General features: G+C 54.1%; 29 protein-coding genes, 3 tRNA genes and 3 rRNA genes. 9 read left to right on the forward strand and 26 right to left on the reverse strand.

The window, feature by feature from the left end:
- Positions 1-2: 2 nt before the first annotated feature.
- The 18 genes from amrB to AZH53_RS03555 form a co-directional block, all read right to left on the reverse strand.
- The gene (gene amrB / locus AZH53_RS03470; RefSeq protein WP_319642153.1) at positions 3-794 is read right to left on the reverse strand and encodes an AmmeMemoRadiSam system protein B; all 792 of its coding nucleotides are present in this window, start codon (positions 792-794) and stop codon (positions 3-5) included.
- A 42-nt stretch (positions 795-836) separates the two neighbouring features.
- Positions 837-1,445 (reverse strand): 30S ribosomal protein S2, encoded by a 609-nt coding sequence (gene rpsB, locus AZH53_RS03475; RefSeq protein WP_319642154.1) that lies wholly within the window; start codon positions 1,443-1,445, stop codon positions 837-839.
- Complete coding sequence (eno, locus tag AZH53_RS03480) at positions 1,442-2,632, reverse strand: phosphopyruvate hydratase (RefSeq protein WP_319642155.1); 1,191 nt, start codon at positions 2,630-2,632, stop codon at positions 1,442-1,444. Before eno ends, rpsB begins: the two co-directional genes overlap by 4 nt.
- Positions 2,633-2,636: 4 nt before the next feature.
- A complete protein-coding gene (locus tag AZH53_RS03485; protein ID WP_319642156.1) occupies positions 2,637-2,807 on the reverse strand; it encodes a DNA-directed RNA polymerase subunit K in 171 nt (56 codons plus the stop codon).
- A 21-nt stretch (positions 2,808-2,828) separates the two neighbouring features.
- Positions 2,829-2,902 (reverse strand) — tRNA-Pro (locus tag AZH53_RS03490).
- A 16-nt stretch (positions 2,903-2,918) separates the two neighbouring features.
- On the reverse strand, positions 2,919-3,107 hold the full coding sequence (locus tag AZH53_RS03495; protein WP_319642157.1) for a DNA-directed RNA polymerase subunit N: 189 nt from the start codon (positions 3,105-3,107) through the stop codon (positions 2,919-2,921).
- 29 nt (positions 3,108-3,136) lie between these two features.
- Positions 3,137-3,538 (reverse strand): 30S ribosomal protein S9, encoded by a 402-nt coding sequence (locus tag AZH53_RS03500; protein ID WP_319642158.1) that lies wholly within the window; start codon positions 3,536-3,538, stop codon positions 3,137-3,139.
- Positions 3,539-3,553: 15 nt separating this feature from the next.
- A complete protein-coding gene (locus tag AZH53_RS03505; protein WP_319642159.1) occupies positions 3,554-3,976 on the reverse strand; it encodes a 50S ribosomal protein L13 in 423 nt (140 codons plus the stop codon).
- Between the two features lie 5 nt (positions 3,977-3,981).
- The gene (locus AZH53_RS03510) at positions 3,982-4,344 is read right to left on the reverse strand and encodes a 50S ribosomal protein L18e (RefSeq protein ID WP_406600385.1); all 363 of its coding nucleotides are present in this window, start codon (positions 4,342-4,344) and stop codon (positions 3,982-3,984) included.
- Positions 4,334-5,173, reverse strand: coding sequence for a DNA-directed RNA polymerase subunit D (locus AZH53_RS03515; protein ID WP_319642161.1), 840 nt, complete (start codon positions 5,171-5,173; stop codon positions 4,334-4,336). The genes AZH53_RS03510 and AZH53_RS03515 overlap by 11 nt, the downstream gene beginning before the upstream one ends.
- 3 nt (positions 5,174-5,176) lie before the next feature.
- Positions 5,177-5,572: a 30S ribosomal protein S11 gene (locus AZH53_RS03520; protein WP_319642162.1), complete on the reverse strand. Its 396-nt coding sequence runs from the start codon at positions 5,570-5,572 to the stop codon at positions 5,177-5,179.
- Positions 5,572-6,120, reverse strand: a complete 549-nt coding sequence (locus AZH53_RS03525) for a 30S ribosomal protein S4 (RefSeq protein ID WP_319642163.1) — start codon at positions 6,118-6,120, stop codon at positions 5,572-5,574. Before AZH53_RS03525 ends, AZH53_RS03520 begins: the two co-directional genes overlap by 1 nt.
- A 9-nt stretch (positions 6,121-6,129) precedes the next feature.
- Positions 6,130-6,579, reverse strand: a complete 450-nt coding sequence (locus tag AZH53_RS03530; RefSeq protein ID WP_319642164.1) for a 30S ribosomal protein S13 — start codon at positions 6,577-6,579, stop codon at positions 6,130-6,132.
- A gap of 33 nt (positions 6,580-6,612) precedes the next feature.
- A tRNA-Ser gene (locus tag AZH53_RS03535) sits at positions 6,613-6,698 on the reverse strand.
- Between the two features lie 156 nt (positions 6,699-6,854).
- A complete protein-coding gene (locus AZH53_RS03540; RefSeq protein WP_319642165.1) occupies positions 6,855-7,631 on the reverse strand; it encodes a CBS domain-containing protein in 777 nt (258 codons plus the stop codon).
- Between the two features lie 225 nt (positions 7,632-7,856).
- Positions 7,857-8,774, reverse strand: a complete 918-nt coding sequence (locus AZH53_RS03545) for a CBS domain-containing protein (protein ID WP_319642166.1) — start codon at positions 8,772-8,774, stop codon at positions 7,857-7,859.
- A 23-nt stretch (positions 8,775-8,797) separates the two neighbouring features.
- On the reverse strand, positions 8,798-9,571 hold the full coding sequence (locus AZH53_RS03550; RefSeq protein ID WP_319642167.1) for a CBS domain-containing protein: 774 nt from the start codon (positions 9,569-9,571) through the stop codon (positions 8,798-8,800).
- Entirely contained in the window at positions 9,568-10,110 is a 543-nt protein-coding gene (locus AZH53_RS03555) for a CBS domain-containing protein (RefSeq protein WP_319643635.1), read from the reverse strand. The genes AZH53_RS03550 and AZH53_RS03555 overlap by 4 nt, the downstream gene beginning before the upstream one ends.
- Before the next feature lie 222 nt (positions 10,111-10,332).
- Between AZH53_RS03555 and AZH53_RS03560 the strand changes: the two genes are divergently transcribed.
- From AZH53_RS03560 to uppS, 6 genes are all read left to right on the forward strand, one after another.
- Positions 10,333-10,974, forward strand: a complete 642-nt coding sequence (locus AZH53_RS03560; protein WP_319642168.1) for an Era-like GTP-binding protein — start codon at positions 10,333-10,335, stop codon at positions 10,972-10,974.
- A gap of 4 nt (positions 10,975-10,978) precedes the next feature.
- On the forward strand, positions 10,979-11,350 hold the full coding sequence (locus tag AZH53_RS03565; RefSeq protein WP_319642169.1) for a DUF2073 domain-containing protein: 372 nt from the start codon (positions 10,979-10,981) through the stop codon (positions 11,348-11,350).
- An 8-nt stretch (positions 11,351-11,358) separates the two neighbouring features.
- Positions 11,359-11,787 (forward strand): Zn-ribbon domain-containing protein, encoded by a 429-nt coding sequence (locus AZH53_RS03570; RefSeq protein WP_319642170.1) that lies wholly within the window; start codon positions 11,359-11,361, stop codon positions 11,785-11,787.
- A 291-nt stretch (positions 11,788-12,078) separates the two neighbouring features.
- On the forward strand, positions 12,079-13,620 hold the full coding sequence (lysS, locus tag AZH53_RS03575) for a lysine--tRNA ligase (protein WP_319642171.1): 1,542 nt from the start codon (positions 12,079-12,081) through the stop codon (positions 13,618-13,620).
- Positions 13,610-14,572 (forward strand): radical SAM protein, encoded by a 963-nt coding sequence (locus AZH53_RS03580; protein WP_319642172.1) that lies wholly within the window; start codon positions 13,610-13,612, stop codon positions 14,570-14,572. Before lysS ends, AZH53_RS03580 begins: the two co-directional genes overlap by 11 nt.
- The gene (gene uppS / locus AZH53_RS03585; protein ID WP_319642173.1) at positions 14,569-15,357 is read left to right on the forward strand and encodes a polyprenyl diphosphate synthase; all 789 of its coding nucleotides are present in this window, start codon (positions 14,569-14,571) and stop codon (positions 15,355-15,357) included. Before AZH53_RS03580 ends, uppS begins: the two co-directional genes overlap by 4 nt.
- Here the strand turns inward: uppS and AZH53_RS03590 are convergent.
- Positions 15,327-15,833, reverse strand: coding sequence for an undecaprenyl diphosphate synthase family protein (locus AZH53_RS03590; protein ID WP_319642174.1), 507 nt, complete (start codon positions 15,831-15,833; stop codon positions 15,327-15,329). The two genes, uppS and AZH53_RS03590, sit on opposite strands and share 31 nt — an antisense overlap.
- A 377-nt stretch (positions 15,834-16,210) precedes the next feature.
- Between AZH53_RS03590 and dph5 the strand changes: the two genes are divergently transcribed.
- The 3 genes from dph5 to AZH53_RS03605 all read left to right on the forward strand — a co-directional run bounded on the left by dph5 (position 16,211) and on the right by AZH53_RS03605 (position 18,649).
- A complete protein-coding gene (dph5, locus tag AZH53_RS03595; protein ID WP_319642175.1) occupies positions 16,211-16,963 on the forward strand; it encodes a diphthine synthase in 753 nt (250 codons plus the stop codon).
- The gene (locus tag AZH53_RS03600) at positions 16,960-17,532 is read left to right on the forward strand and encodes a DUF357 domain-containing protein (protein WP_319642176.1); all 573 of its coding nucleotides are present in this window, start codon (positions 16,960-16,962) and stop codon (positions 17,530-17,532) included. The genes dph5 and AZH53_RS03600 overlap by 4 nt, the downstream gene beginning before the upstream one ends.
- 76 nt (positions 17,533-17,608) lie before the next feature.
- Positions 17,609-18,649, forward strand: a complete 1,041-nt coding sequence (locus tag AZH53_RS03605) for a lysylphosphatidylglycerol synthase transmembrane domain-containing protein (RefSeq protein WP_319642177.1) — start codon at positions 17,609-17,611, stop codon at positions 18,647-18,649.
- 148 nt (positions 18,650-18,797) lie between these two features.
- Here AZH53_RS03605 and AZH53_RS03610 read toward each other — a convergent pair whose 3' ends face one another.
- The 7 genes from AZH53_RS03610 to AZH53_RS03640 form a co-directional block, all read right to left on the reverse strand.
- Complete coding sequence (locus AZH53_RS03610; RefSeq protein ID WP_319642178.1) at positions 18,798-19,427, reverse strand: LysE family transporter; 630 nt, start codon at positions 19,425-19,427, stop codon at positions 18,798-18,800.
- 81 nt (positions 19,428-19,508) lie between these two features.
- A 5S ribosomal RNA gene (gene rrf / locus AZH53_RS03615) occupies positions 19,509-19,629 on the reverse strand.
- A gap of 52 nt (positions 19,630-19,681) precedes the next feature.
- Positions 19,682-19,753, reverse strand: a tRNA-Cys gene (locus AZH53_RS03620).
- Positions 19,754-19,885: 132 nt separating this feature from the next.
- On the reverse strand, positions 19,886-20,146 hold the full coding sequence (locus tag AZH53_RS03625) for a hypothetical protein (RefSeq protein ID WP_319642179.1): 261 nt from the start codon (positions 20,144-20,146) through the stop codon (positions 19,886-19,888).
- A 49-nt stretch (positions 20,147-20,195) separates the two neighbouring features.
- Complete coding sequence (locus AZH53_RS03630) at positions 20,196-20,618, reverse strand: hypothetical protein (RefSeq protein ID WP_319642180.1); 423 nt, start codon at positions 20,616-20,618, stop codon at positions 20,196-20,198.
- 165 nt (positions 20,619-20,783) lie between these two features.
- Positions 20,784-20,904, reverse strand: a 5S ribosomal RNA gene (rrf, locus tag AZH53_RS03635).
- A 58-nt stretch (positions 20,905-20,962) separates the two neighbouring features.
- Positions 20,963-23,890: ribosomal RNA gene (locus AZH53_RS03640) — 23S ribosomal RNA — on the reverse strand.
- Between the last annotated feature and the right edge of the window lie 66 nt (positions 23,891-23,956).

Here is a 23,956-nt window from a genome sequence, read left to right on the forward strand (position 1 = left end):
ATTTATACCGCCGCTATTGATGCATATCCGACAACCTGATCGAAGTCACCGGTGACGTCGCCGCTTGTTGCATATTCTATCAGACGTCCCTGTGTGGCTCCGAGATGCCGACAGACCTCGGTGAGGACCGCTATCGGCCCGTACCCGCATGCCGTCAGTCTTTTCTCGACTAATCTTTTATAAAACTCTTCAGTATTTAAATTATGAAGTGCCTCGATCACGTACTGATCGTCGGCACGTGCCACCGCATCCGGAATATAATGGGAAAAATCGCTCGATGCGATGATCCTGATATCGCCGGAATACGTCTCCAATGCCGCGGTTATCCGTGAAGCAACGTCCATCGCGCTCGCATAATCCTGGTATCCCATCAGGACGGGAACTATCTTCGCTTCGGGGAAGCAGTGCCTGATAAACGGCATCTGCACCTCAAGAGAATTTTCGCGCGCATTGATCGCATCATCGCGTATTTCGATACCCAGTGCCCGGCAGAGGTCTGCATCGGTCTCGACGACCCCGATGGGCGTTCCCCAGTCCATAGCAGACGTGCTGGTCGGATAGCCCGCATGACTCGGACCCAGTACAATAAAGGTCCCGGAATAGCCCTTTGGAATGCATGAATATGAGGCCGCCTGGACCTGTCCTGAATATGGATATCCCGCATGGGGGGCGACAACGCCGTAACAGTCGTCGACACCGTGCGCCCGGGAAAGAAAAAGATCCATCAGGGTCATTAATTCAGCGGGGTCATCCGGGTAGAACATCCCGGCAAATGTCGGGCGACGTACAACCATCCTCGCTCCCTGATAGTATGATGACTGGTCGGGAAATCCGACTCAGAGTTCTATTTCGAAGTCTTCCTGAACGAGTGAGGTCGTAATGCCACGCTCTTTCAGAACTTCGCGTGTCAGGAGATAGTAGACCATTGAGAGTGCCTTGCGGCCTTTGTTATTCGTTGGAATAACGAGATCGATGTATTTGGTGGAGTTATTGGTATCGCAGAGCGCCACGACGGGGATGCCGGTCTGGACTGCTTCCTTGATAGCCTGTGCGTCACCGGTCGGGTCTGTCACAAGGACGAGACGGGGCTCGATGAACCCATCCATATTCGGGTTGGTCAGGGTTCCGGGGATAAAGCGCCCTACCTTGTGCATGCCCCCGATTGCCTGGGCAAACCGCTTTGCGGGGTACTGCCCGTACTGGCGGGACGTGACAACAAGGACCTCAGCAGGGTTGAACTTTGCAATAAACTGTGCCGCAGTCTTAATCCTGCCGTCCGTCTCCCTGATATCAAGTATGTACAATCCATCGCCGCGCACGCGGTAGATGAATTTCATCATATCATCATTCTTCTGCTGCGTTCCGATGTGAACGCCTGCAGCCAGATATTCCTCGACCGGAACAAGTGATTCAGTCAGCTCAATTTCCATTTCGTTTGAGTTCACGATATCAACTCCTCAATTCGTATAAGTTCATTCAGTTTTGCGATGCGTTCTCCGCCAACGACACCGGTCTTCAGATAAATACATCCGAATGCCGTTGCGAGATGCGCTATGGTTTCATCGGTGGTTTCACCGGAACGATGGCTCATTACGGTTTCCATACCATATGAATGTGCCATCTTAATAGCCTCATAGGTATCCGTAAGGGTTCCGATCTGATTTGGTTTAATGAGAACGCAATTCGACGCATCGGTCTCGATACCCGTTTCTATGCGCTCAACATTCGTAACATAAAGGTCGTCACCACAGATAAGACAGCGGTCTCCCACCAGTGAGGTCAGGTCCGAAAACCCTTCAAAGTCCTCTTCCTGCAAGGGGTCCTCGACATAGGCAAGCTCGTAGCGGTCGACGAGCTCTGCGATATATGCGACCTGGTCCTCTGTGGTGCGGTGTGCATCACGGTAAGCGTACGCGCCGTCCTTCCAGAGTTCGCTTGCCGCAACGTCGATGCCCATCCGAATCTCAATCAGCAGTTCGTCGGAGACCATTCCGACCGCTTCCTGCACGAGATCGAATGCCTCAATGTCCTGGATCCGGGGTGCCCAGGCGCCCTCATCCCCCTTGCCGCAGGCATTGCCGCGAGCGGCCAGAAGCTCTTTTATCGTCCGGTGAACGGCCGCGTTTGCAAAGACACCTTCTTCGGAGTTCATCGCACCTGTCGGAACGACGAGGAATTCCTGGATATCGGTTGCATTTGCCGCATGTGCCCCACCGCCGATGACATTGCCCAGCGGGTACGGGGTCTCCATCGCAAATGCACCCCCGAGGTACCGGAAGAGCGGCAGTCCGAGTGACGATGCCGCAGCCTTTGCCGAGGCGAGCGATATCGCGACTGCAACATTGGCTCCGATGACCGAGAAATCCTGCGTCCCGTCAATTTCCCGAAGAATTGCGTCGATACACGGTTGATCCGTCACATCCTCCCCGAGGAGGACCGGTATCACCGTTGATTCTGCATCGGCAATGGCGTCTCTCGGCGGACGAACCTTTGCCTCATACATCCCTGTACTTGCACCGGAAGGTGCCGCAGCACGCCCGGTAGCTCCTTCTGCCACAACCTCTGCTTCAACCGTTGGATTGCCGCGGCTGTCGAGAATAGTTCGTAAATTGATCTGCTGAATCTGTGCCATTCAATCACTTCGCTCTTTTTACCGTGATGGGAATTACATTTTTTCGGAATTCTTCATCGGCAATCTCAAGAGGATCAATCGCATCAGTCTGGACCAGAAGAGGAGCTCCCATCGAAATCTGCAAAGAACGTGCGCCGACAATTCTTGCTCTTTCATAACGGGTAAATGATTCCATTATCTCTCCAAAATTTGAAAATGGGGTCGCTGAGATTTGAACTCAGGTTACAGCATCCCGAACGCCATAGGATGGCCAGGCTACCCCACGACCCCCTGTAAACATACATCTTTACTGGAACGGATTGAGATCATCGATAATCTCTTTGTGTGCTAGCAGCATACGCCTGCAGCAGTAGCGCGAAAGTCCGAGGTCGTCGAGGATCTGTTTGGGATCCTCGCCTGCATCTCTCCTCTGCCTGAACTCTTCCCAGGAGGAGGAGATTACTTTCCCGCAAGTGAAACATCGGACCGGAATCATGTAAACGACTCTCTATATGTTATTCCTATCTAACGATAAGACTTTTGGAATTTCGCACGTGCACCACGGCCATGCGGCTTCTTTGCTTCCTTCTGACGCGAGTCATTTACAAGGAGCGTACGGTCATATGCCAGGTATGCATCCTTGATCTTCGGGTCATTGTGCCACTGTACAATTCCACGCGCAAGCGCAGTCCGCACTGCCTCCGCCTGCCCCATGAAACCGCCGCCATTGACATCGATGCTGACGTCAATACCGTCGATTGCCTCAGGGACCAGGAGGAGCGGTTCGGAGATTTTCATCCGGATCAGCTCGGTTCCGAAGATTTCCAGCGGAACTGAATTGATCCTGACGCGGCCCTTGCCTTCACTGAGCGTTGCACGCGCAATAGCAGTCTTCCTTTTACCGCTTGTGTTAACTACTTTCGTCATATCATCTCACCGCCATTAAAACTTTGCTCCAAGCCGGGTGCTGACCTCGCCGAGTGTGATGAACTTGGGCGTGGAGAGACCGTCGATGTGCGCCTGCTCAAGGACTTCGCGTTCAGCGCCCTGGAATTCATCAGGAACGCCGACGTAGACCTTCACAAGCTCAAGTGCTTCCGAACCACGCTTGCGCTTGTAGGGAACCATGCCCCTGATGGTGCGCTTGAGGATGTGATCCGGCCTGCGCGGGTAGAAGGGCCCACCCTCGCGGGAGCCACGCTTGCGCTTGTGATCATAGTCAGCGATGATGCGTGCCCGGGAACCGGAGACCACACAGAGTTCAGCGTTGACAATCGCGATCTCCTCTCCTTCAAGCGTGCGTTTCGCAACGATGCTTGCAAGTCTGCCGAGGCGAAGACCTTCTGCGTCAATTACTGTCACCATTCTTCTCACCTCAGAATCCTAACCTTCGAGCCCTGCGGATTATTTGCAACAAGCTCTTCGATTGTCATGCATTTCCCGTTCGCACCGGTGATCTTGTCTACTGCCGCTGCACTGAAGTTGAGTGCGGCTACAGAGACACTCTGGTCAATCAGGCCGCTGCCAAGGACCTTACCCGGAACAAGGATAATGTCCCCTTCCTGCGCATAGCGGTTGATCTTGCTGATGTTTACTTCAGCATAGTTATTGCTCGGCGCTTCCAGCCGTTTTGCAATCTCGCGCCATACTCCGGCCCCGGTGTTTCGTGAGACCTCCTTGAGTGTGGAGATGAGGGCAGAGTAGCGCGGGTTCGTCTTTGAACTAGATTTCATCATTTCCATTTCCTCCAGAAATGTCGCTTAAAACATCCACCAGGCTTTCAGATTTGGACTGTATTTCCCGAAGTGCCCGCTCGATTATCTCCTTTACCGGGAGGGAACCGTCGCTTTCCACGATGAAGAGGAACCGTGCGTCGTCCGAGGTGATGCGAATCGCCGGGACGTCCCAGGTCCCCTCTGAATTACAGATCCTCTCGCAGAGGCGACAGAGCGAACAGTCTTCGAGTTTTCCATCGACAACCCGTGCCGAGTCTCCTGCCACTTCAAGGACTCCACGTGGACATTCATCAATGCACATCCCGCACCCGTCACACTTCTTGTCGATGGTGATGATGGGGTATGTCTTATAACCGCACACAAGAGTCGGCTGCCATTTCGCATGGGTGGTCCCCTTTCCAAGGACGGCACGTGCCTCGAGGACAACCTTCTGCTCCTTCTCGAGCTTGACAAGGGGGATACTGTCCACAACGGGAGCCGCCTGAGGATTCTGCGGAATGAGATCACTGGAATAGACCATCTTCGGCCCTTCCACACTCAGCGTATAGATTGCTGTGCAACTGGAACATCCTTCGCCACCGCATGAGCATTCCTCCTTCATGACATATTCGTCAAGATCGGTCCTGAGGGGAATCAGACCCAGGCGGTGAGCCAGTATTTCGTCAAAGAGTGCGCTGTTATTATCGTAGATGAATACATCCTCGATGGCAAGCGTCGGAACTTCTCCGATCATCGTTCTGCGGAGGGTGTTGGCAAATGCCGGTGTTGCCCCCTTGAGAACGAAACGGGCGACGGTGTCATCAAGCCTGCTGAATGAAATCTGCATTAATCAGACTCTCCTGCCCCTTCTCCCACCTTTGGCACGAATGCTGTCGTGGGGGACGGGTGTAACGTCTTCGATGCGTCCGATACGCATGCCGGCCCGGGCAAGTGCACGAATTGCTGCCTGCGCACCAGGACCGGGGCTTCTCTGTTTCCCGCGACCCGGGGCACGAACCTTGACATGCAGCCCGACAATGCCTTTCTCCATTGCCTGGTTTGCCACATTCGTTGCCATCTGCATTGCTGCATAGGGTGAGCTTTCATTTCTCGCCTGCTTCACCACCATTCCGCCGGAAGACTTCGTGACAGTCTCGGCACCGGAAAGATCAGTGACCGTGATGACGGTATTGTTAAATGAAGCGTAGATGTGCGCCACTCCCCATTTTTCGGTCTTTTCAGCCATTAGCTACGGCCTCCCTTTATGATTCTCTCCCTCTCGGGGTGGACTTCGTTCGTAAACGGCGACGGGCCATAATACTCAATCATGTCCTCTTCGCCCCGCTTTACACGGTAGCCCGGGATCGTCAGTTTACGGCCGGAGATCGCAATGTGGCCGTGAGTTATGAACTGGCGTGCCTGTTTCGGTGAACGGGCGAGGCCACGACGGTAGACAAGCGTCTGGAGACGGCGCTCAAGTTCATTCTCGGTCTTGAGTGCAAGGACCTCACTGATGCCTGCGTGTTCTCCGAGAAGGCCATACCGGAAGAGGTGGCCGAGGAGTTCATCCTCCTTGCGTACGATCAGTGCCTCATTGGTGGACGAGGACTTCAGAGCAAGAAGTTCACGGGCGAGACGGCGGTATTTACGAAGCGTGGACTGTGCTTTCCAGAGTTCCCTCTTGTTTCTCAGACCATAGTCGATGACCAGACGGGTCTCATCCTCAATACGGGACTTTTCAAAGCGGCGTTTCGGCGTTTCGTATGTCTTGTGGTTCTGTCCTGGATATCCCATCTAACCCACCTAGCTCTTCTTTCTCCGCACACCGACGGTCGACCCGGTTCTTCCGGTAGACTTCGTGCGCTGCCCACGGACCTTCTGACCGGTCTCATGACGAATTCCACGATAGCTCCGGATTTTTCTCATCCGGTTGATATCGTCCTCGATTGCCAGACGCAGATCAGTGCCGAGAAGCTGCTTTGCTTCACCGGTATAGACATCCTTCTGGCGGTTCAGCATCCACGTCGGGACGTGGTCTTTATAGTTCGCTACGACATCGCGAATGCGGTTGACCGGCTCGTCGTCCAGAAGACCAAGGGTTGCGCGCGGGTCTACATCAGCAAGCTGTGCAATGACCCTTGAGGTGTGCATCCCGATGCCCGGAAGGCCGGTAAGTGCAATCTGGACGGCTTTTGTTCCGTCAAGGTCCGTATTCTCGATACGTACGAAGTAATTTATCTCCTGTTCTTCCATTCGGTTAGCCTCACAATGAGATCTACTCTGAAGCGTTGAGAGAGGGATTTGAACCCTCGAGTCCCGCAAGGGACACGGGGTTAGCAACCCCGCGCCATGCCTGGCTTGGCTATCTCAACAGAGATAATCTCGCATCGTTACGACACTCGCAACACCATACAGTGCTGCTACATGAATGTTACCTTATAATTAGGGCCGAGAGTGATATTAAGGATTGTGGTTCGTACCGCACCGTTCCCGCCGGTGTCACGGTTCCGACCAAAAAAAGTGGGTATTCAAAGGGCAACCAGAAGTGCCTCTTTGGTGATGATTCCGGCGAACTTCCCATCCCGGATAACCGGAACGGAACTGATGTTCTTGCCGACGATCAGGTCAATGAACTCCGGGACGGCAGTCGTATACTCCCGTACGATAGCAGGCGAGGTCATGATATCCCCGACGCGGATATGTTTGACCTGGTTTTCCTGGTGACGGTCGTCAACCCGGAGCCTGAAGTCGCGCATCGCTCGTGCGACATCGGTCTCGGTCACGATGCCGAGGATCTCTCCTTCCTCCGTGACAACGAACTTTGTGGCTTCTTCGTCAATCATGCGCCTCCTGAGATGAATCACTCGTTCCTCCGGTCCGATTACCGGGGCTGTCTGGAGCAGGTTCTCGGTGGTCGTCTCCGGCTTCAGCACCTTCAAAAGGTCCGTCGCATCGACTTTACCAATGAGGTGGTGTTCGCTATCCAGAACCACCACAACCTTGAACTCCTGCAGGAGCGGAATGAGAATCTCTGCCTCTTCATCCGGATAGACGGAGGTGAAATTCTCATCCGTTTTGTTGGCCACATGTATCTTGGTTGGTGACAGCGACGACGTTTTCCTGCTTCCAAGCGTCTCTGCGATGGCCGCCCTCGATATGGTTCCCATGACACCGCCATTGTTCGTCACAATGAGCGGGTCGATACCATCGGCAAGCATCTTATCGAGTGCCTCCGTGATCGGTGCGGATTTCGCAATGGTGATGGGCCTGGACATAACGTCTTTTACAAATAGTTCGTCACTCATTTTTGCCACTTCCTGATTATTCTACACTTTGAGCCTTACCGGGCGGCGAAACGCCGCCGGGCAGGTGATATCCTTTCAGCGTTGCTTCAGGCACCGTCCATGTACCACAGCGGAACAGTGCCGGAGTGCTGCCGCCGCATGCGCAGCAGGCGAGCATTCCTCTACTGTGTTGATCTCCTTTTAGGAATTAAATCCTGATCCTTGTGACACACACAGGCAAAGACCCTACATCTCCCGGCGGAGCGCCCGGACCATGTCGAATTCGGTTATGATCCCGACGAGACGGGAATCTTCGATAACGGGAAATGCCCCCACTCCGCGTGAGATCATCATCCTCGCCGTCTCACCGATATTCGTATCAGGCGTCGTCGTATAGAGCTCCCCGCTGATAATCTCCCGGATAGGAAGATTCATCACGTCATCGGCATTGCCGGTCTCCATGTCGGCAAATGCATCACCGTTTCCGAGGTACCGCATGACGTCCATCGCCGTCACGATGCCGAAGAGGACGTCTTCGCTGACCACCGGAAGTCTCCGGAATTTGCGTTTGACCATCTCCCGGGTCACCTCGGAGATCGTCGCGTCGGGAGAGGTGACGAATGGCGATACCGTCATCACCTCCTCAACCGGAAGACCGCTCCTGAATGTCGAGAGGACATTGAGTGCGTCGCGCTCGGTAAAGATCCCGCAGAGGACCATCTCCTTGTCGACGATGGGGAGGCCGCCGTATCCCGACTGAAGAATGCATTCGACGGCATCCCCCAGCCCATCGGACGGGGAAAGGGTCATGATGTTCGTCGACATGATCCGCCGGACCGGTTCATTGACGGCGGCAATGAGATTGCCGTGGTGCCTGCCGCGGACCAGGTTGTACTTCTGACCACCGCCCATGAAGTCGATGATGTCTCCTGCCGTCACCAGCCCCTTGAGCTGCTGGGTACCGGGATCGGTTACCGGAAGCCGCCGAAACCCCTTCCGGATCATTCCTTCGACCGAACCGATGATACTCATCGTCGGCGGCACGGCGCAGACATCCTTCGTCCCCAGTGAGAGCAGTTCATTGTGACTGCCGGACCTGTGCGAATTCAACTCCACTGCGCCGCCCGGGTTTTTGCCGGGGCTCAGAATCCTCTTGTCATTCACCTTATTGTGTTGATTATGCCGGTTCATTCATATTCACCTGGTAGGGAGAGTGCCCGCAGGATATCCTGTCGTGAAATTATGCCGATTACGGTTCCGTCCGGTTCTATTACCGGAAGTCGGCTGATATCATGTTTTATCATCGCCTCCGCCGCATCTCTTACCGTGTCGCCCCGAAATGCAATGATGGGAGGCGTCACCATGATCATCTGCACCGGCGTCCTGTGCCGTGAGGTTATGGAATTTTTTATATGTCCCTGAAGAAGATCCCGGCGGGATATGATGCCGACGATCTCCCGACCTTTCCCCCGGATAACCGGGAGGCCATCATACCCGCTCTCCGTGATCATCGCATACACCCGATAGAGGAATTCATCCTCTCCGCAGGTGACGACCCGTTTGGTCATATAATCCTCGATGATCCCGGTAGGATTCTGCCGGGACATGACGATCGGGAAGAGGTCGGAGAGGAGGACCGCACCGAGGAGTTCCCCATCGGGCCGGACCACACCGGCACTGTCCGTCCGTGCATCGCGGATGACCAGGAGGGCCTCTTCGACCGACACGTCCTCCCCGACAACAGGCGCCGGCCTCATCAGTGAGGCGAGCGTCAGGTTCGACCGGGTGTCACTTACCATCAGGACATCGGAGATGTCGATGATGCCCGCTATGGTGCCGGCATCATCCTGTATATAGAGTTCCCTGAAATCACCGTCGCGCAGCATCTGCCGTGCCTTCGTGATCGGATCGCCGGATTTCAGGGGTGGTAATGTCCGCATCAGGTCCGAGACGACCTTCATAGAGGTTCTTCCTCCGCCCGGCATTCGGGGCACAGCATCCGGCCGTCAACGCTCCGAAGATCGTCGGACATGCACTCGCATTCGTCACAGATGCCGGTTATGAGGTCGTCATATCGGTTGATCTCGATGAGATTCGCCATAATCTCGTTCATCTCATTCGAGACGGCAAGAATGTCGCGGACGGTGACGATCCCGGTGACATAGCCGTTCTCCACCACCGGCACACGTCGTACCTTGTGCCTGACCATCATGTCAACGACGTCACCGACCGTCTTGTCGGCCTCGATGGTAATGAGCGGGGTACTCATCACTTCCTTTACCAGAACATCCCCCGGTTTTCTGTCCTTTGCGACGACCTTGCAGTTGATGTCCTGCTCAGTGATGATGCCTGCCGGATGGCTGTTTTCCAGGACGATGCAACTTCCCACCTCCTCCTGGCACATTTTCTGAGCCGCCGATGCAACCGTGGTATCAACCGGGATAGTCGCGGGCCGGAACTTCATAACTTCCTTGATGGGGACACGTGTTTCAAAACGCATCGCGTTCACATTGTTGTCGCTCACACAGATCACCAGATATCCTACAATTTCACGGGAAATCGAGATCGTTTGGATACAAATGGGGTATTATGCACAGCATCTATAAAAGAATACTGAAGGTGCACCAATCCCGCGTATTCTCCAATAAAGTGGATTATAAAGGTATATTAGATAGGAATGAAATATCCTAATCTGAATACGTCTTTCTTTCAGGAGGAGTTCATGAATCTCTTTATCCGGACCAAAAAACGACTATCCAGATTTTTAAGCGCCTTTCTCAAGAAGCGCCAGTCACGAATAGGCATATACGGGCCGCCGAACGCGGGCAAGACTACGCTTTCCAACCGTATCGTGCGTGACTGGACGGGCGACGCCCTCGGCCCCGTCAGTGAAATTCCGCATGAAACACGTCGTGCACGCAGGAAAGAAGGCATCACCATCTCAAACCAGAACGGCAGTTCGCTGACCATCGACATCGTCGATACCCCGGGTGTGACGACAAAGATCGACTACCAGGAATTTGTCGAGTACGGTATCGAAAAGGATGAGGCGATCAAACGGGCCCGTGAGGCAACCGAAGGTGTGGCGGAGGCCATGCACTGGCTCAGGGAGGATATCGACGGCGTCATCTACATGCTTGATGCAACGCTCGACCCCTTTACCCAGGTCAATATCATGCTCATCGGCATCATTGAGAGCAGAAACCTTCCGGTCCTCATCGTCGCAAACAAGATCGATCTCCCCGATGCTGCACCGCAGCGCATAAAAAAGGCCTTCCCGCAGCACCCGGTCATCTCGATCTCCGGTCTCGAAGGCGATAACGTTGAAGAACTCTACGAAAAAATGCTCGAGGTCTTTGGGTGAGCTCATGATTCAGGGAGTTCAGATTAATTTGATTTCAGCGGACAGGCTGGACAGGATGACCTCGATGGAGAAGATTCGCCTCATCCTCGATGACGTGATGGAAGGCAATATCGTCATTTTGGAAAAAGGCCTCTCTCCCGATGAGCAGAGCAAACTCATCGAGATGACGATGATGGAGATCTCACCGGACGGGTTTTCCGGCATCGAGATGGAGACCTACAGTGCAAAGGATAGCCAGTCCTCACCCGGATTTCTGGGAAAGCTCCTTGGAAAGAAGGCTCCCGGCGCCCGTATGACCGTTATCGGACCTGCCAACCAGATGAAGACCATCAAGAAAGACAAAGACCTCATCAGTGCCTGGGTCTCGTCAAGGTGAGGGGGTAAATGCCGCACAAATGCACACAATGCGGACGGGAATTTACTGACGGGTCGACCGTCATTCTCAAGGGCTGCCCCAGTTGCGGGGGGAAGAAATTCCTCTACGTCAAGGCAGCGGATATCCACAAGGATGTCCTTGAAGAGAAGACCATCGGACAGATAGCCGAAGAGACAAAACAGCAGTTTCTGGAACTGAAGGAAGAAAAATCCGAAAAACGTTCCGGCGAAGAGGCGAAGCGTCCCCGGAAAATAGAGATATATGACCGGATTGAGAGCATCACCGTTGTCAATCCCGGCACCTATGAACTCAATATCGAGAAACTTGCCGAGTCGGATGAGGTGGTCGTGCGCATGGGAAGCGACGACCGGTACCTTGTGGACATCCACTCGATGGGCAAGCCGGCAAAGAAGAAGAAGGATAAAGCGAAGAAATAATTTCCCCTCTTTTTTCCTCTCCCGTACCGTTAACGGGCCAATTATCCGCTCAACCCATTCTCCTGCGTCCCCCCTCAGCAGACGGAGACGTGCGTCACCGGGTGCACGGTGCACACTTCATCTTCTGCCGGTCCTGCAATGCCACGTTTCGCCACGGGCGCAGGGCACGGCTTTTTTGCATAGCAACCCGCATACCCTTTCCTGCAGCGAACAGACGACATGCCCCGACCTACGCGGGGGCAGCAGTCTTACCTACATATTGTTAATCTAAGAGTTCCAATGTATAACCCGATGCAGCAGCAAGCCGGCAATGCCAACGGAAAGATACACTGGGCAGACGTCTGTGCAGCCGAGGTTGACCAGGATACTCCCCATCGGATTGCAACAGGGATCACTCCTTCCGGTCCGATTCATATCGGAAATATGCGGGAGGTGCTGACGGGCGATCTCGTCTACAAAGCGATGAACGAGCGTGGTCTCGATGCCGAACTCATATACATAGCGGATGACTTCGACCCTCTCAGAAAGGTCTACCCGTTCCTGCCTGAAGAATACAGCAAATATATCGGCCGTCCTCTCTGTGACATCCCATGTCCCTGCGGGGAGCATGCAAGCTATGCGGAGCATTTCCTCGAGCCGTTTTTAAGCGCTCTGACCGAGATGGATGTCCGGCCCACCGTCATCAAATCGAGCGAACAGTACCGGAGCGGCCGGTATACGGAACAGATACGGACCGTTCTCGAAAAGAGCCGGGAGATCAAGGAGATCCTCGAGAGAGTCTCCCGGCGCACCCTCCCCGACGACTGGGTGCCGTATTATCCGGTCTGTGCCGGGTGCGGGACCATCTCCAATGCCGAGATCCTCGCCCATGATGCCGATTGCCATACCGTGTCATACCGCTGCGGGTGCGGATACGAAGGCGTCTCCGACTATGCAAAGGGCGAAGGAAAACTTGTCTGGCGTGTCGACTGGCCGATGCGGTGGGCCGCCCTCGGCATCACCGTCGAACCGTTCGGCAAGGATCATGCGGCCGCCGGTGGATCATATGACACGGGAAGGGAGATCGTCCGCACCATCTTCGGCGGAATGGAGCCCCACCCCGTCCAGTATGAATGGATCAGCCTGAAGGGCAAGGGCGCCATGGCATCCTCAACGGGGGTTGCCATCACCATCAACTCCATGCTCGACATCGTCCCCCCGGATGTCCTTAGGTATTTGATCGTCCGGACAAAACCGGAAAAGGCAATCAACTTCGACCCGGGCATGGGCCTCCTGAGCCTTATCGACGAGTATGCCCGCGTCGCAGAAGAAGGAAACACCCGCGAGTACGAGCTTTCAGCCATCTCCTCGGTTGCAACCGACATCCCCTTCCGCCACCTCGTGACGGTCGTTCAGATTGCACAGGATGACGATGCAATATTCGATATTCTTGAAAGAAGCGGCTATAATGTGGCGAACCGCGATGCAGTCCTCGCACGGGCAAAACGGGCGAAGCTGTGGATTGAGCAGTACGCACCCGCCGACGTCCGGTTCACCATCAGGGAGACCCTTCCCGAAGAGACGTTTGCGTTCGGTGACGATGAGCGCTACGGGCTTGGCGCCCTCCTTGCGGCATACACCGGCTTTGACGAGTGGCGTGCGGAAGACATCCACAACGCCGTCTACAAGGTCGCCGAAGATACCAACGTCAATCCAAAGGTCATCTTCACGGCGGTATACATCGCCATCCTCGGCCAGAAACGCGGCCCGCGCCTGGGATGGTTCCTCGAGGCACTCGGCAGTGACTTTGTCACCGGACGGATTGCAGAAGCGGTGAACGCCGGTGTTGAGTAGGGCCTGTCAACTCTGCCACGAGGGGGCCAAGATGGTCCTCTTCATCACCGGACAGTGCAACCGCACCTGCTGGTACTGCCCGATATCGAGTGAACGAAAAGGAAATAGTGCCGTCTGGGCAAATGACCGGGAGGTTCGCTCCGACGATGACGTCCTGGACGAGGCACGCATCATGAGTGCCCTTGGGACCGGCATCACCGGGGGGGAACCGTTCCTTGTCCTCGACCGCATCGTCCATTACTCCCGGCTCCTGAAAGAGACGTTCGGAAACGACCATCACATCCACATGTATACCGGTATCGCACCGGGGGAGCGGGAACTGACAGCCCTCGTCGGCCTCGTCGATGAGATCCGGTTTCACCCGCCGCATGAGATATGGCCCCATATCATGGAGAGCAGGTTTCCGGACGCAATACGCACCGCAAAGCGCCTCGGCATGGAAGTCACCATAGAAGTCCCGTCGCTGCCAGGGCTCGAGTACTTCGAACCCCTCCTCGATGAACTGGACTTCTTCAATATCAACGAGCTTGAATGGAGCGAGACCAATGCGGGCGAAATGCGGCAGCGGGGATTCGATCTCGAGGACTGCTACCACAACGCGGTGGGGGGCGCCGAAGAGTGGACCCGTGAGATACGGCGGCACGAAAAGGTCCATTGGTGCTCATCGACATTCAAGGACTCCATCCAGCTCAGGGAGCGCCTGAAGCGTATTGCCGCCAACACCGCCCGGCCGTTCGAGGAGATTACCGAGGACGGCACGGTGATATACGGTGTCCTCGAGTATGGGGACGAGATGCCGGAGATCGACCCCGACGAGATGGAGGTCATCGATGGTCGGGTGGAGATGGCATGGTGGGTGCTCACCGAAGACTTCAATGATCATCCCGGTAAAAAATACGTCGTGGAACGGTTCCCGAACAACGGTATGGTCGTCGAGGTCATCCCGGTATGAAGATACGTGCAATCCCCGAAAAGATCTACGAGTGGCACCTGAAAAAAAGCATCCGGCATGTGCCCGGTCACATCGCCATCATCATGGACGGCAACCGCCGGTATGCCTCCATTCTGGGGAAAAACACCGCATTCGGCCACTCCATGGGGGCGGAGACGACCGAACGGGTGCTTGAATGGGCACGGGACATCGGGGTTCGCTCCATCACGCTCTACACCTTTTCCACCGAGAACTTCAGCAGGTCGGAAGAGGAACTCTCCGAACTCTTCTCCCTTTTTACCAGGAAATTCGGGTCCGTCCGCAGCGATGAACGCTTCCACGCAAACGGGATATGTCTCCGGGTTGTCGGGGACCGGAGCCGGATACCTGCACCGCTCCTTGCAACGATAGAGGATGCGGAGGCGGCCACCCGTGACTATGACCGGTTTTTTCTCAATATTGCGCTTGCCTATGGGGGGCGAAACGAGATTATCAGGAGTGCACAGGGAATACTCGAGGATGAACGTGAGGGACGCATCAGGCCGGACGAGATTACCGCTGCCATGGTCGAGGAGAAGATATGCGCCGACACGCATCTTGCACCCGTCGACCTGATCATCCGCACGGGCAACGAACAGCGAACCTCAAACTTCCTGCCATGGCTTGCCAACGGCTATGAATCGGCGGTATATTTCTGTGCACCCTACTGGCCGCTCTTCAGAAAGATCGATCTGCTCCGGGGCATCCGCGTCTACAACGACCGGGTCAGGAACCATCACCTGCCGAACCGGCGGGTACGTATCTGATAATCCCGCAGGGCGCGGAGAAAGTCAATTTTTCGGAAGGTGTCCCAGTTCACGTCCGTAAAAAAGAGTTCTGCGTATACCGACTGCCATATCAGAAAATCCGTCAACTGGTCACCGCCCGTCCTGATGACGAGATCCGGTTCGGTCCTGATGGCCAGGTACGAACGAAACAGCTCCTCGTCCACCTCATCGGGAGAGACGCCCTCTTCAGCCATGGACCGGATGGCCGCGGCAATCTCCTCTCGTCCCGACAGCCCGACGGCGATGAGGATCTCAAGGTTGCCCTCCCCGAACGCATCACATCCATTCTCCGTGTGCACCTCCACACGGGCAAAGGAAAAGAGATCCCGCAGCTCGGGAAGAAGGGTATGAATATCCGGCGAACCGGAAGTCCTGATATGGATGATGAGGGTTTTGATCCCGAGGTCCCTGCTCCACCGGGCGCAGTCGCCAATCTTTCCGGGGGCACTTTTCACCTCCTCCTCACTGACCATACAGCAGACATTTAAGGGAATATCCTCCAGGGATTCCGTTAGCCTGCGTTCATACAATTTCCTGATCATGATATCAGCTGCATTATTGGATACGGGACCCGTCATCCCATGGATGAGATATAATGAAGGCTACTTCGAAGTAGTGGAGGGTTCCGCAAAGCCCCCCCGACAGTAGTATCATGTATCGTTACGACCTGAAATAAAGCATTCTTTCAGGGACAGTCCGTCAGGGGGCATTCCCGAACATTTTCGCCCCTCCGGGCGAAAACCCCCCTCGTCATACCGCAGAGTTGATCTAGATCATACGCAAAACTGATAAGTCATACTATGAGGAATACGCATGAAGGGAGGAATACGCGATGCTTTCGTTCATTGGTCTGGGGCTGTTTGACGGCGACGATATCTCACTGAAAGGGCTGAAAAGGATTCAGGCTGCGGATCATGTCTTTCTGGAAGGCTATACCTCACGCCTGATGGGAATAAAAATCTGTGAAATGGAGGATCTGTACGGCAAGACCGTCACGGTCCTCGGGCGTGAAGACGTCGAACTGCATCCTGATACCATACTTGAATATGCACGGGACTCCGATGTTGCATTTCTGACCGGGGGAGACCCGATGGTCTCGACGACCCATGCGGACCTGAGAATCCGGGCGTCCGAACGGGGCATACCGACAGAGATCGTACACGGGTCGTCCATATCCTCTGCGGTCTGCGGTCTCTCCGGCCTCCAGAACTACCGGTTCGGGAAATCGTGTTCGATACCGTTTCCGGCAAAGGGCTGGTTCCCGACGGCTCCACTGGATACGATCCTCGCAAACCAGCTGCGCAGTCTCCACACCATCGTCTACCTTGACATCCAGGAAGGACGGTATATGACCGTGCCGCAGGCAATCAGGCTGATCGAAGAGATGGCGGTAAAGGAAGGGAAAGAGCCTCCGCGCCTCTTTGTGGGGATTGCCCGTGCAGGTTCGGCAGACCCGCATGTCCGCGCCGGGGACGCACAGACACTCAGGGACCATGATTTCGGCGACCCGCTGCATGTCCTGGTCATCCCGGCAGAACTGCACCTGATCGAAGAAGAATACCTTAAGACATTCGCAGGATTATGAGCATACAGGCACTTGGAGAAGCACTCTGGGACAAGACCGAGAAGGTCAGGCCGGCCGTTTCACGGTCGGGATTCTACTACGCACTCTACCATGAGATGATCGAGATGGCAGGGGCATACGCAAGCGACGGGTTCCGGTTCTATGATGAGGGAGATTCCGTCAATGCCCACGCCGCCTTCACATACGGATTCGGCTGGCTCGATTGCGGATGCCTCCTCGGTATCTTCAGCGATATCGAACCCCTCGACGAAATCCCGTCTATCGGAGAGAAGGTGGCACCGAAACTGGACGAACACCTGAGGGAAAAGACCAGCCGGTACCACCGCATGCTGACAACAGCGGTTGAATCGGTGGCCATCAACCCGGAGGAGGAGAGCCCCGTCCATGAAGCGGCGGAGATGGTCCTTTTCAAGGCGGAACGGTATCTGCGCAAGGCAGAAAAGACGATAAAAACCGGGGATCTTCTTCAGGCACTGGGTGAACTCAGCTATGGGTACGGCTTCCTGGATGCAGGCATCCGCGCCGGGCTTCTCAGGGTCCGAAAAAACCGCCATTTGTTCACCATTTAAAGTAAAAAGGGTATATAGTATCGGGTTCCAAAAAATAGAGATACGCAGTGCAGAAAAATCGCAAAAGAGGTGATGAATGGAGAAAAAACAGTGGAAATGGCTCGCAATATCTGTCGCTTTCTCAACTGTCGTTCTCCTGATTGTTCTGTGGCTCACCATCGATGAAAACACCATCGATTACCTGCAGCATGCCAAGCTTCAGTATCTGATCTTTGCCCTTGTCCTGCACATGGGAGCTTTCGTCTTCTGGGCGCTGCGTATGAAGATGATGTCCCATTCCCTCGGCTACCACGTGCCGTTTCTGCATTCGCTCAATGCCGTCTTTGCCAATCTCCTGGTCGCCGCCATCACCCCCTCCCAGGCCGGAGGAGAACCCGTGCGGATTCATGAGCTGTACCGGGCGGATGTCCCCATCGGGGATGCAACCGCAGTCGTCATCATGGAACGGGTCATCGACGGCATCGTTTTGGGGATCATCGGCATCTTCTCCTTCCTGCTGCTGGCATTTCAGGTCAGTGATCTCGATGTGAACCTTACTACACCGCTTCTCGTCATGTGGGCGCTCCTTGTGGTGGTTCTTGCCATTTTCGTCTATTCCATACGTCACCCGGATTTTTTAAAGCGGTTGATCAAGAGAATCTCCGGATGGTTTACAAAACGGTGGAAGTCGGAAAAAGTCGAACGCTTCCGCGACCGTATAGATGAAGAGGTGGACAATTTCAATTCCGCCCTCACCAAATTCATCGGAAAGGCACGGTCCGGCCTCTTCTGGGGCTTTCTCTTTACGGCACTCTACTGGATAGCAGAGTTCCTCATACCGTCCTTCATCCTCATCGCCCTTGGTGAACCGCCCCATTTCCTGGAGTCCTTCATCGTCCAGCTGATGATTGCCATCATCATGATGATACCCCTGACACCGGGCGGATCGGGCATTGCAGAGATCGGTGCCACTTCGCTGTACGGCCTCTTCGTCCCATCGTCCATCGTGGGGGTCTTCGTCCTCATCTGGCGCCTCATCATGTATTACTTCAATATCTTCGCAGGCGTCCTTGCAAGCGTCTTTATCGTGCGGCGTGAGATGATCCTCCGACAGATCAAGCGACTGAAACGGACCTGAATATATTCCTGTTTTCCCCGATGTTCCCACCGGACAATCGTCAGCGGTTCAACGTCGGGCGATCAAAAAACCCTTGTCCGACATCGTCATGCAGAACAAACAGGTATCAGTGAGGGTGGAGCGGTGTGCACATCCCGATTCTCCGATGCTATCCCAGTGCCGGAATAAAGGATACTATGTAATAGAGACCGAAAAGCACGAGCATCACGCCACAAGCCCCGATGACTCCGCGATATACCCGTTCAGAGATTATCGTTCTGCTTCTCCCGATGCCGACCGAGATGAAGGTGAACCATCCGAGATCGGCGAGCCAGTGGCCGGCCAGAAATGCAATGACGACGAGAAGACCACCCTGCACACCATCAAGAAGGAATCCTGCTCCGATTGTGAGCCACCAGAGCCAGAAATAGGGATTCGAAACCGAGGTGATAAATCCTGCAAGGTACGGGCTGACATACACTTCTTCACCGGATACAATGAGCGAGGCCGTCTGTGCAGCCCGGAGAGTGATGGCGCCAAAAAATACAAGGGATATACCACCGGCAAAGGCAATTATCGTGCTGTGGGGGGTGATGTAATCTGCAAGCCCTACCAGTATGAAGAGAACGAATATCGCCTCGATTGCCATGTGGCCCACGACAATGCGGGGTCCCACCCTCCATCCATCCCGTATGGAAGCAGTAATGGTGGCAACGAGCATCGGCCCCGGGGCAAGCGCACCGGTAAGACCGATAATAAACGCAAGAAGAAACATTCCCGCAATGCCTGCGTCATACATAATGCAGATATGCGTTGAACCCCACGGGTAATAACCGCAGCGCTACCGGAATAAAAACGAAGAATAACTTCTCTTTTAGAAAAACTGCAGCGAAGTATGGTTCCCGAGAGCTCGCGCATCTCAGTAGAGCATACCACGTGAGAGGGCTTAACTTCCGGGTTCGGGATGGGTCCGGGTGTTCCCCTCTGCTATGGCCGCAGTTTTATGCCGGAACGATTGCTCCGACGGTTGTTCAGAAAACCTGAACAACCTAAAGCCAAGGTCCGGATTTGAACCGGAGTATAGCTGCTCTGCAGGCAGCCGCGTGGCCGCTCCGCCACCTTGGCATCGTAGTCTTGCCTTACTAGATTGGAAATACAAGCATAAAATATGTTTGATTGGATTCTGTCGCGAAATGAAAATCATTAAGTGGAGAAGACCATTTGGGCTGTTTTTTTCTCACTGCGCCGTACTTCATCCTATTCTGCCGCAATTTCGCGCCGTATCTCGTCGAAGGTCAACAGCTCATATCCGCCAATGGACATGTCGGAATTGAGCCGTATGCGGACATATAATTCCAGTTCATCATTCTCCATTGCATAGGGGTCCGGCGAATTGGTGGCACGAAGAAATCCCAGCGATGCAAGTTCCCCCATGATCAGTTCGGCATTGTCATATGACGTCATGATGTCATGGACCCGGTCAATGACCCGTTTCTGCTCATGTGTGCGAATTACCATGCACCCTACTTGCAATGGGCGTATATATTGATTCTCCTCACACGCACATCTACACCTGGCAGGCGGGAGCGTCCCTCATGTACAGTCTTGGTGCAGGAGAGAGCGGGTGTGGCAAAAGGCGTTCCTTGCGGGGAATGCGGGCGATATAGCAGTACGATCTTCGCCGCGCAAGCATTTCACGCACGGCGCTGAGCGAGACCGTGAAACGGTCTCCGTTCACCAGTTCGATATTCAATGCCTTTCCGGACCGTGACAGAACCATCACCCCGGCATTTCCCAGGAGATGCTGCCCATCATTATTTCGAAGGGGCTCTACGCGTGCGGCAGCGAGCCCTCCGCATGCCTGCTGCACCTCCCCGACCCGTACGGCAAAGCGCGTGCCACAGAGCGTACAGGTGAATATTCGGGATTCCACACCCATCGTATCGATGGCGGGGTACCTGTTTACCGAAAGATTCCCAACCTTTTCCATGATCTGTTCCTCTCGGCATGACGTCACCGGAAAAGATAATAAGAGAGAACCGTATGCAGTGTGAAAGTATACTCAAGGAGACAGTGCAACAAAGAGAGCTGCAAACGCCCATGGCATTCGCTCCGAATACAAACATTACAGAAGAGTTTCATTTTTTTTAGTCAGCAATTGCAGCGAGGTATGGTTCCCGAGAGCTCGCGCATCTCAGTAAAGCATACTACGTGAGAGGGCTTAACTTCCGGGTTCGGGATGGGTCCGGGTGTACCCCTCTGCTATGGCCGCAATTACACGTTGTTGGTATTTGGTGTGCACACAGGATTTCGTCTGGGTTCTGGGGACTCAATTTTAGAGCTGATTTGGGCGTTAGTACTCGTGGACTGAACACGTCGTTACCTTCGTGCGTACATCCCGAGCCTATCAAACGGATCTTTTATCCATGCCCTCAGCGAAGTCTCGTTTTAGGTCTGGTTTCAAGCTTAGATGCTTTCAGCTTTTATCCATTATCGCGTAGCCACCCGGCACTGCCCTGTCGGACAACCGGTCTACCAGTGGCGACGACGGAAAGTTCCTCTCGTACTATTTCCGTCTTACCCTCAGACTTCTAACACTCCTTATAGATAGTAACCGACCTGTCTCACGACGGTCTAAACCCAGCTCACGATCCCCTTTAATAGGCGAACAACCTCACCCTTGGCTGCTGCTGCACAGCCAGGATGGAAAGAACCGACATCGAGGTAGCAAGCCACCGGGTCGATATGTGCTCTTGCCGGTGACGACTCAATTATCCCCGGGGTAGCTTTTCTGTCGTCAATAGCCCTCATCAACAGGGCGTATTGGTTCGTTAGACCCGAGTTTCCTCTCGCAGATACTTGCTATGCGTATCAGCGTCAGGCCAACTTTTGCTCTTGACACTCTTCTGTGAGTTTCTGACTCACATGAGTTGACCTTGGGGCACCCTTGATATCTTTTCGAGGGTGTGGCGCCCCACCCAAACTGCCCACCTATCGGTGTCCTCTACTGAGTGAGTGTTACAGTAAACAAAGGATGGTGTCTCAGATTGCGACTCCCCAACCCCCACGAGGGTTGGATCGACATCTCCCATCTACTCTGCGCAATGAATACCGTAACACAACGACAGGCTGCAGTAAAGCTCCACGGGGTCTTCACTTCCCATAAGGAGTCCCTAGCCTTTGCACTAGGATAAAATGTTCAACGGACTTGTGTTTGGGACAGTAGGGCTCTCGTTAATCCATTCATGCAAGTCGCCAATTAAGCGACAAGGTACTACGCTACCTTAAGAGGGTCATAGTTACCCCCGCCGTTTACAGGTCCTTCGTCCGGTTGTACCCGGTTTTCAGATACCTGCACTGGGCAGGAATCACAGACTATACTAGTCCTTACGGAGTTGCAGTCTGCTATGTTGTTATTAGACAGTCGGAGCCCCCTGGTCACTGCGACCTGCCCAATCGCTGGGCAGGCACCCCTTCTACCAAAGGTACGGGGCTATTTTGCCGAATTCCCTAAACACAATTAAACCGACACGCCTTAGCCTACTCAGCTAGGGGCACCTGTGTCAGATCTCGGTACGGACATCTGATTCCCTTTTCACGGGTTCCTGGAGTTTGCTTTATTACTCCATCACGTATTCACCCAATTCTCACCATTACGGTTCTCCAAGGGTTTCGCCGCTTGGACAGGGCGACGGCCCTGCAAAGCATATCCAGAAACGTCAGGGTCAATAAATTGACTACAATCAGATGGTACAGGAATATTAACCTGTTTCCCTTTCGACCTACTCGAGTTACGGTAGGCCTTAGGACCGACTAACCCTCGACTGACGAACATTGTCGAGGAAACCTAGCCCCTTCGGCGGTGTGGATTCTCACCACACTATGCTTCTACTGATGCCAGAATTTTCAAATCTACACGGTCCACAGGACCTCACGGCCCTGCTTCCGCCCATGCAGAGCGCCTCTCTACGCCATCACCTTACGGTGGTCTGTGGTATCTGTGGTAGGTTTTAGCCCCGTCCATTTTCAGCGCCCTGAACCTCGACTGGTAAGCTGTTACGCACTTTTTAAAGGATAGCTGCTTCTAAGCTCACCTTCCAGTTGTCTTTGGCCCAGGACATCTTTTAGTATTGACACTTAACCTACACTTGGGGACATTAACCACAGTCTGGGTTGTCTCCCTTACGCACTACAAGCTTACCCCGTAGTGCGGACTACCAGCCTTCTACGACGACGGGGAATTCGGAGTTTGACAGGAGAGTGAGGGATTTCTCCCCCAACTTCCCCAATCAGTGCTCTACCTCACCGTCTATCTCCAGCCAGGTCATGCTACGGCATGTTTCGAGAGGAACCAGCTGATGCCCAGTTCGATTGGCCTTTCACCCCTATACGCAGGTCACACGAATGATTTGCATATCAATACCGCTACGGCCCTCCACGCAACTTTCGTCACCCTTCAGCCTGCCCACGCATAGATCACTGGGCTTCGGGTCTTATCCTGTTGACTCCACGCACTTTTAATACGTCGTCCCATGGCCGAAGCCTACGGACATGTTGCTTTCGCTTTGGCTTCCCTTACCGGTTAACCTCGCCAACAGAATAAACTCTCTGGCCCGTTCTTCAAAACGTAAGTTACGATGCTGGCACCTGAACCCATACTACCGCCTCGCGACGGGTTCTTTCGCCCAGGAGATCCTTTCACACCGCAACACACTATCACCAATCAGTTTCAGGCACTTTTAACCACCTTTTCAGGGTTACTTTTCAGCTTTCGCTCACGCTACTAATGCGCTATCGGTTTCGAGGAGTATTTAGTTTTGGAGATTGATGATCCCCGGATTCGCGCGAGAATTCCAACCCACGCTACTCAAGACACTCCCCAGACAGATCAACCGTATGCGTACGGGACTGTCACCCTCTGCGGTATCCCATTCCAGAGAAATTTCCACTTAGGATGGTCTGTCTTTACGGGAGGCTTATCAACACCACATGTCCCCGAAGGGATTCGGTTTGAACTGTGTCGTTTTCGATCGCCTTTACTCACGACATCTCGATTGATTTCTTTTCCTCCCCCTACTGAGATGTTTCAATTCGGGGGGTTCCCGATCCAAAATGGATCGCTTCTTACGAAGCAGGATGTCCCATTAGGGAATCTCCGGATCATAGACTCCTTGCGTCTACCCGGAGCTTATCGCAGCTTGGCACGCCCTTCATCGGCACTCGAACCGAGCCATCCACTGATTGGCTTGTATCAGCACGTCATTTTAAATGTGTCCGCCAGAACCCATTTAACGTCCTATGTGCACACCTTTACCCGACCTCACAGAG

Origin of the sequence: Methanovulcanius yangii (assembly GCF_018687785.1) — an archaeon.
Classification (GTDB): domain Archaea; phylum Halobacteriota; class Methanomicrobia; order Methanomicrobiales; family Methanomicrobiaceae; genus Methanovulcanius; species Methanovulcanius yangii.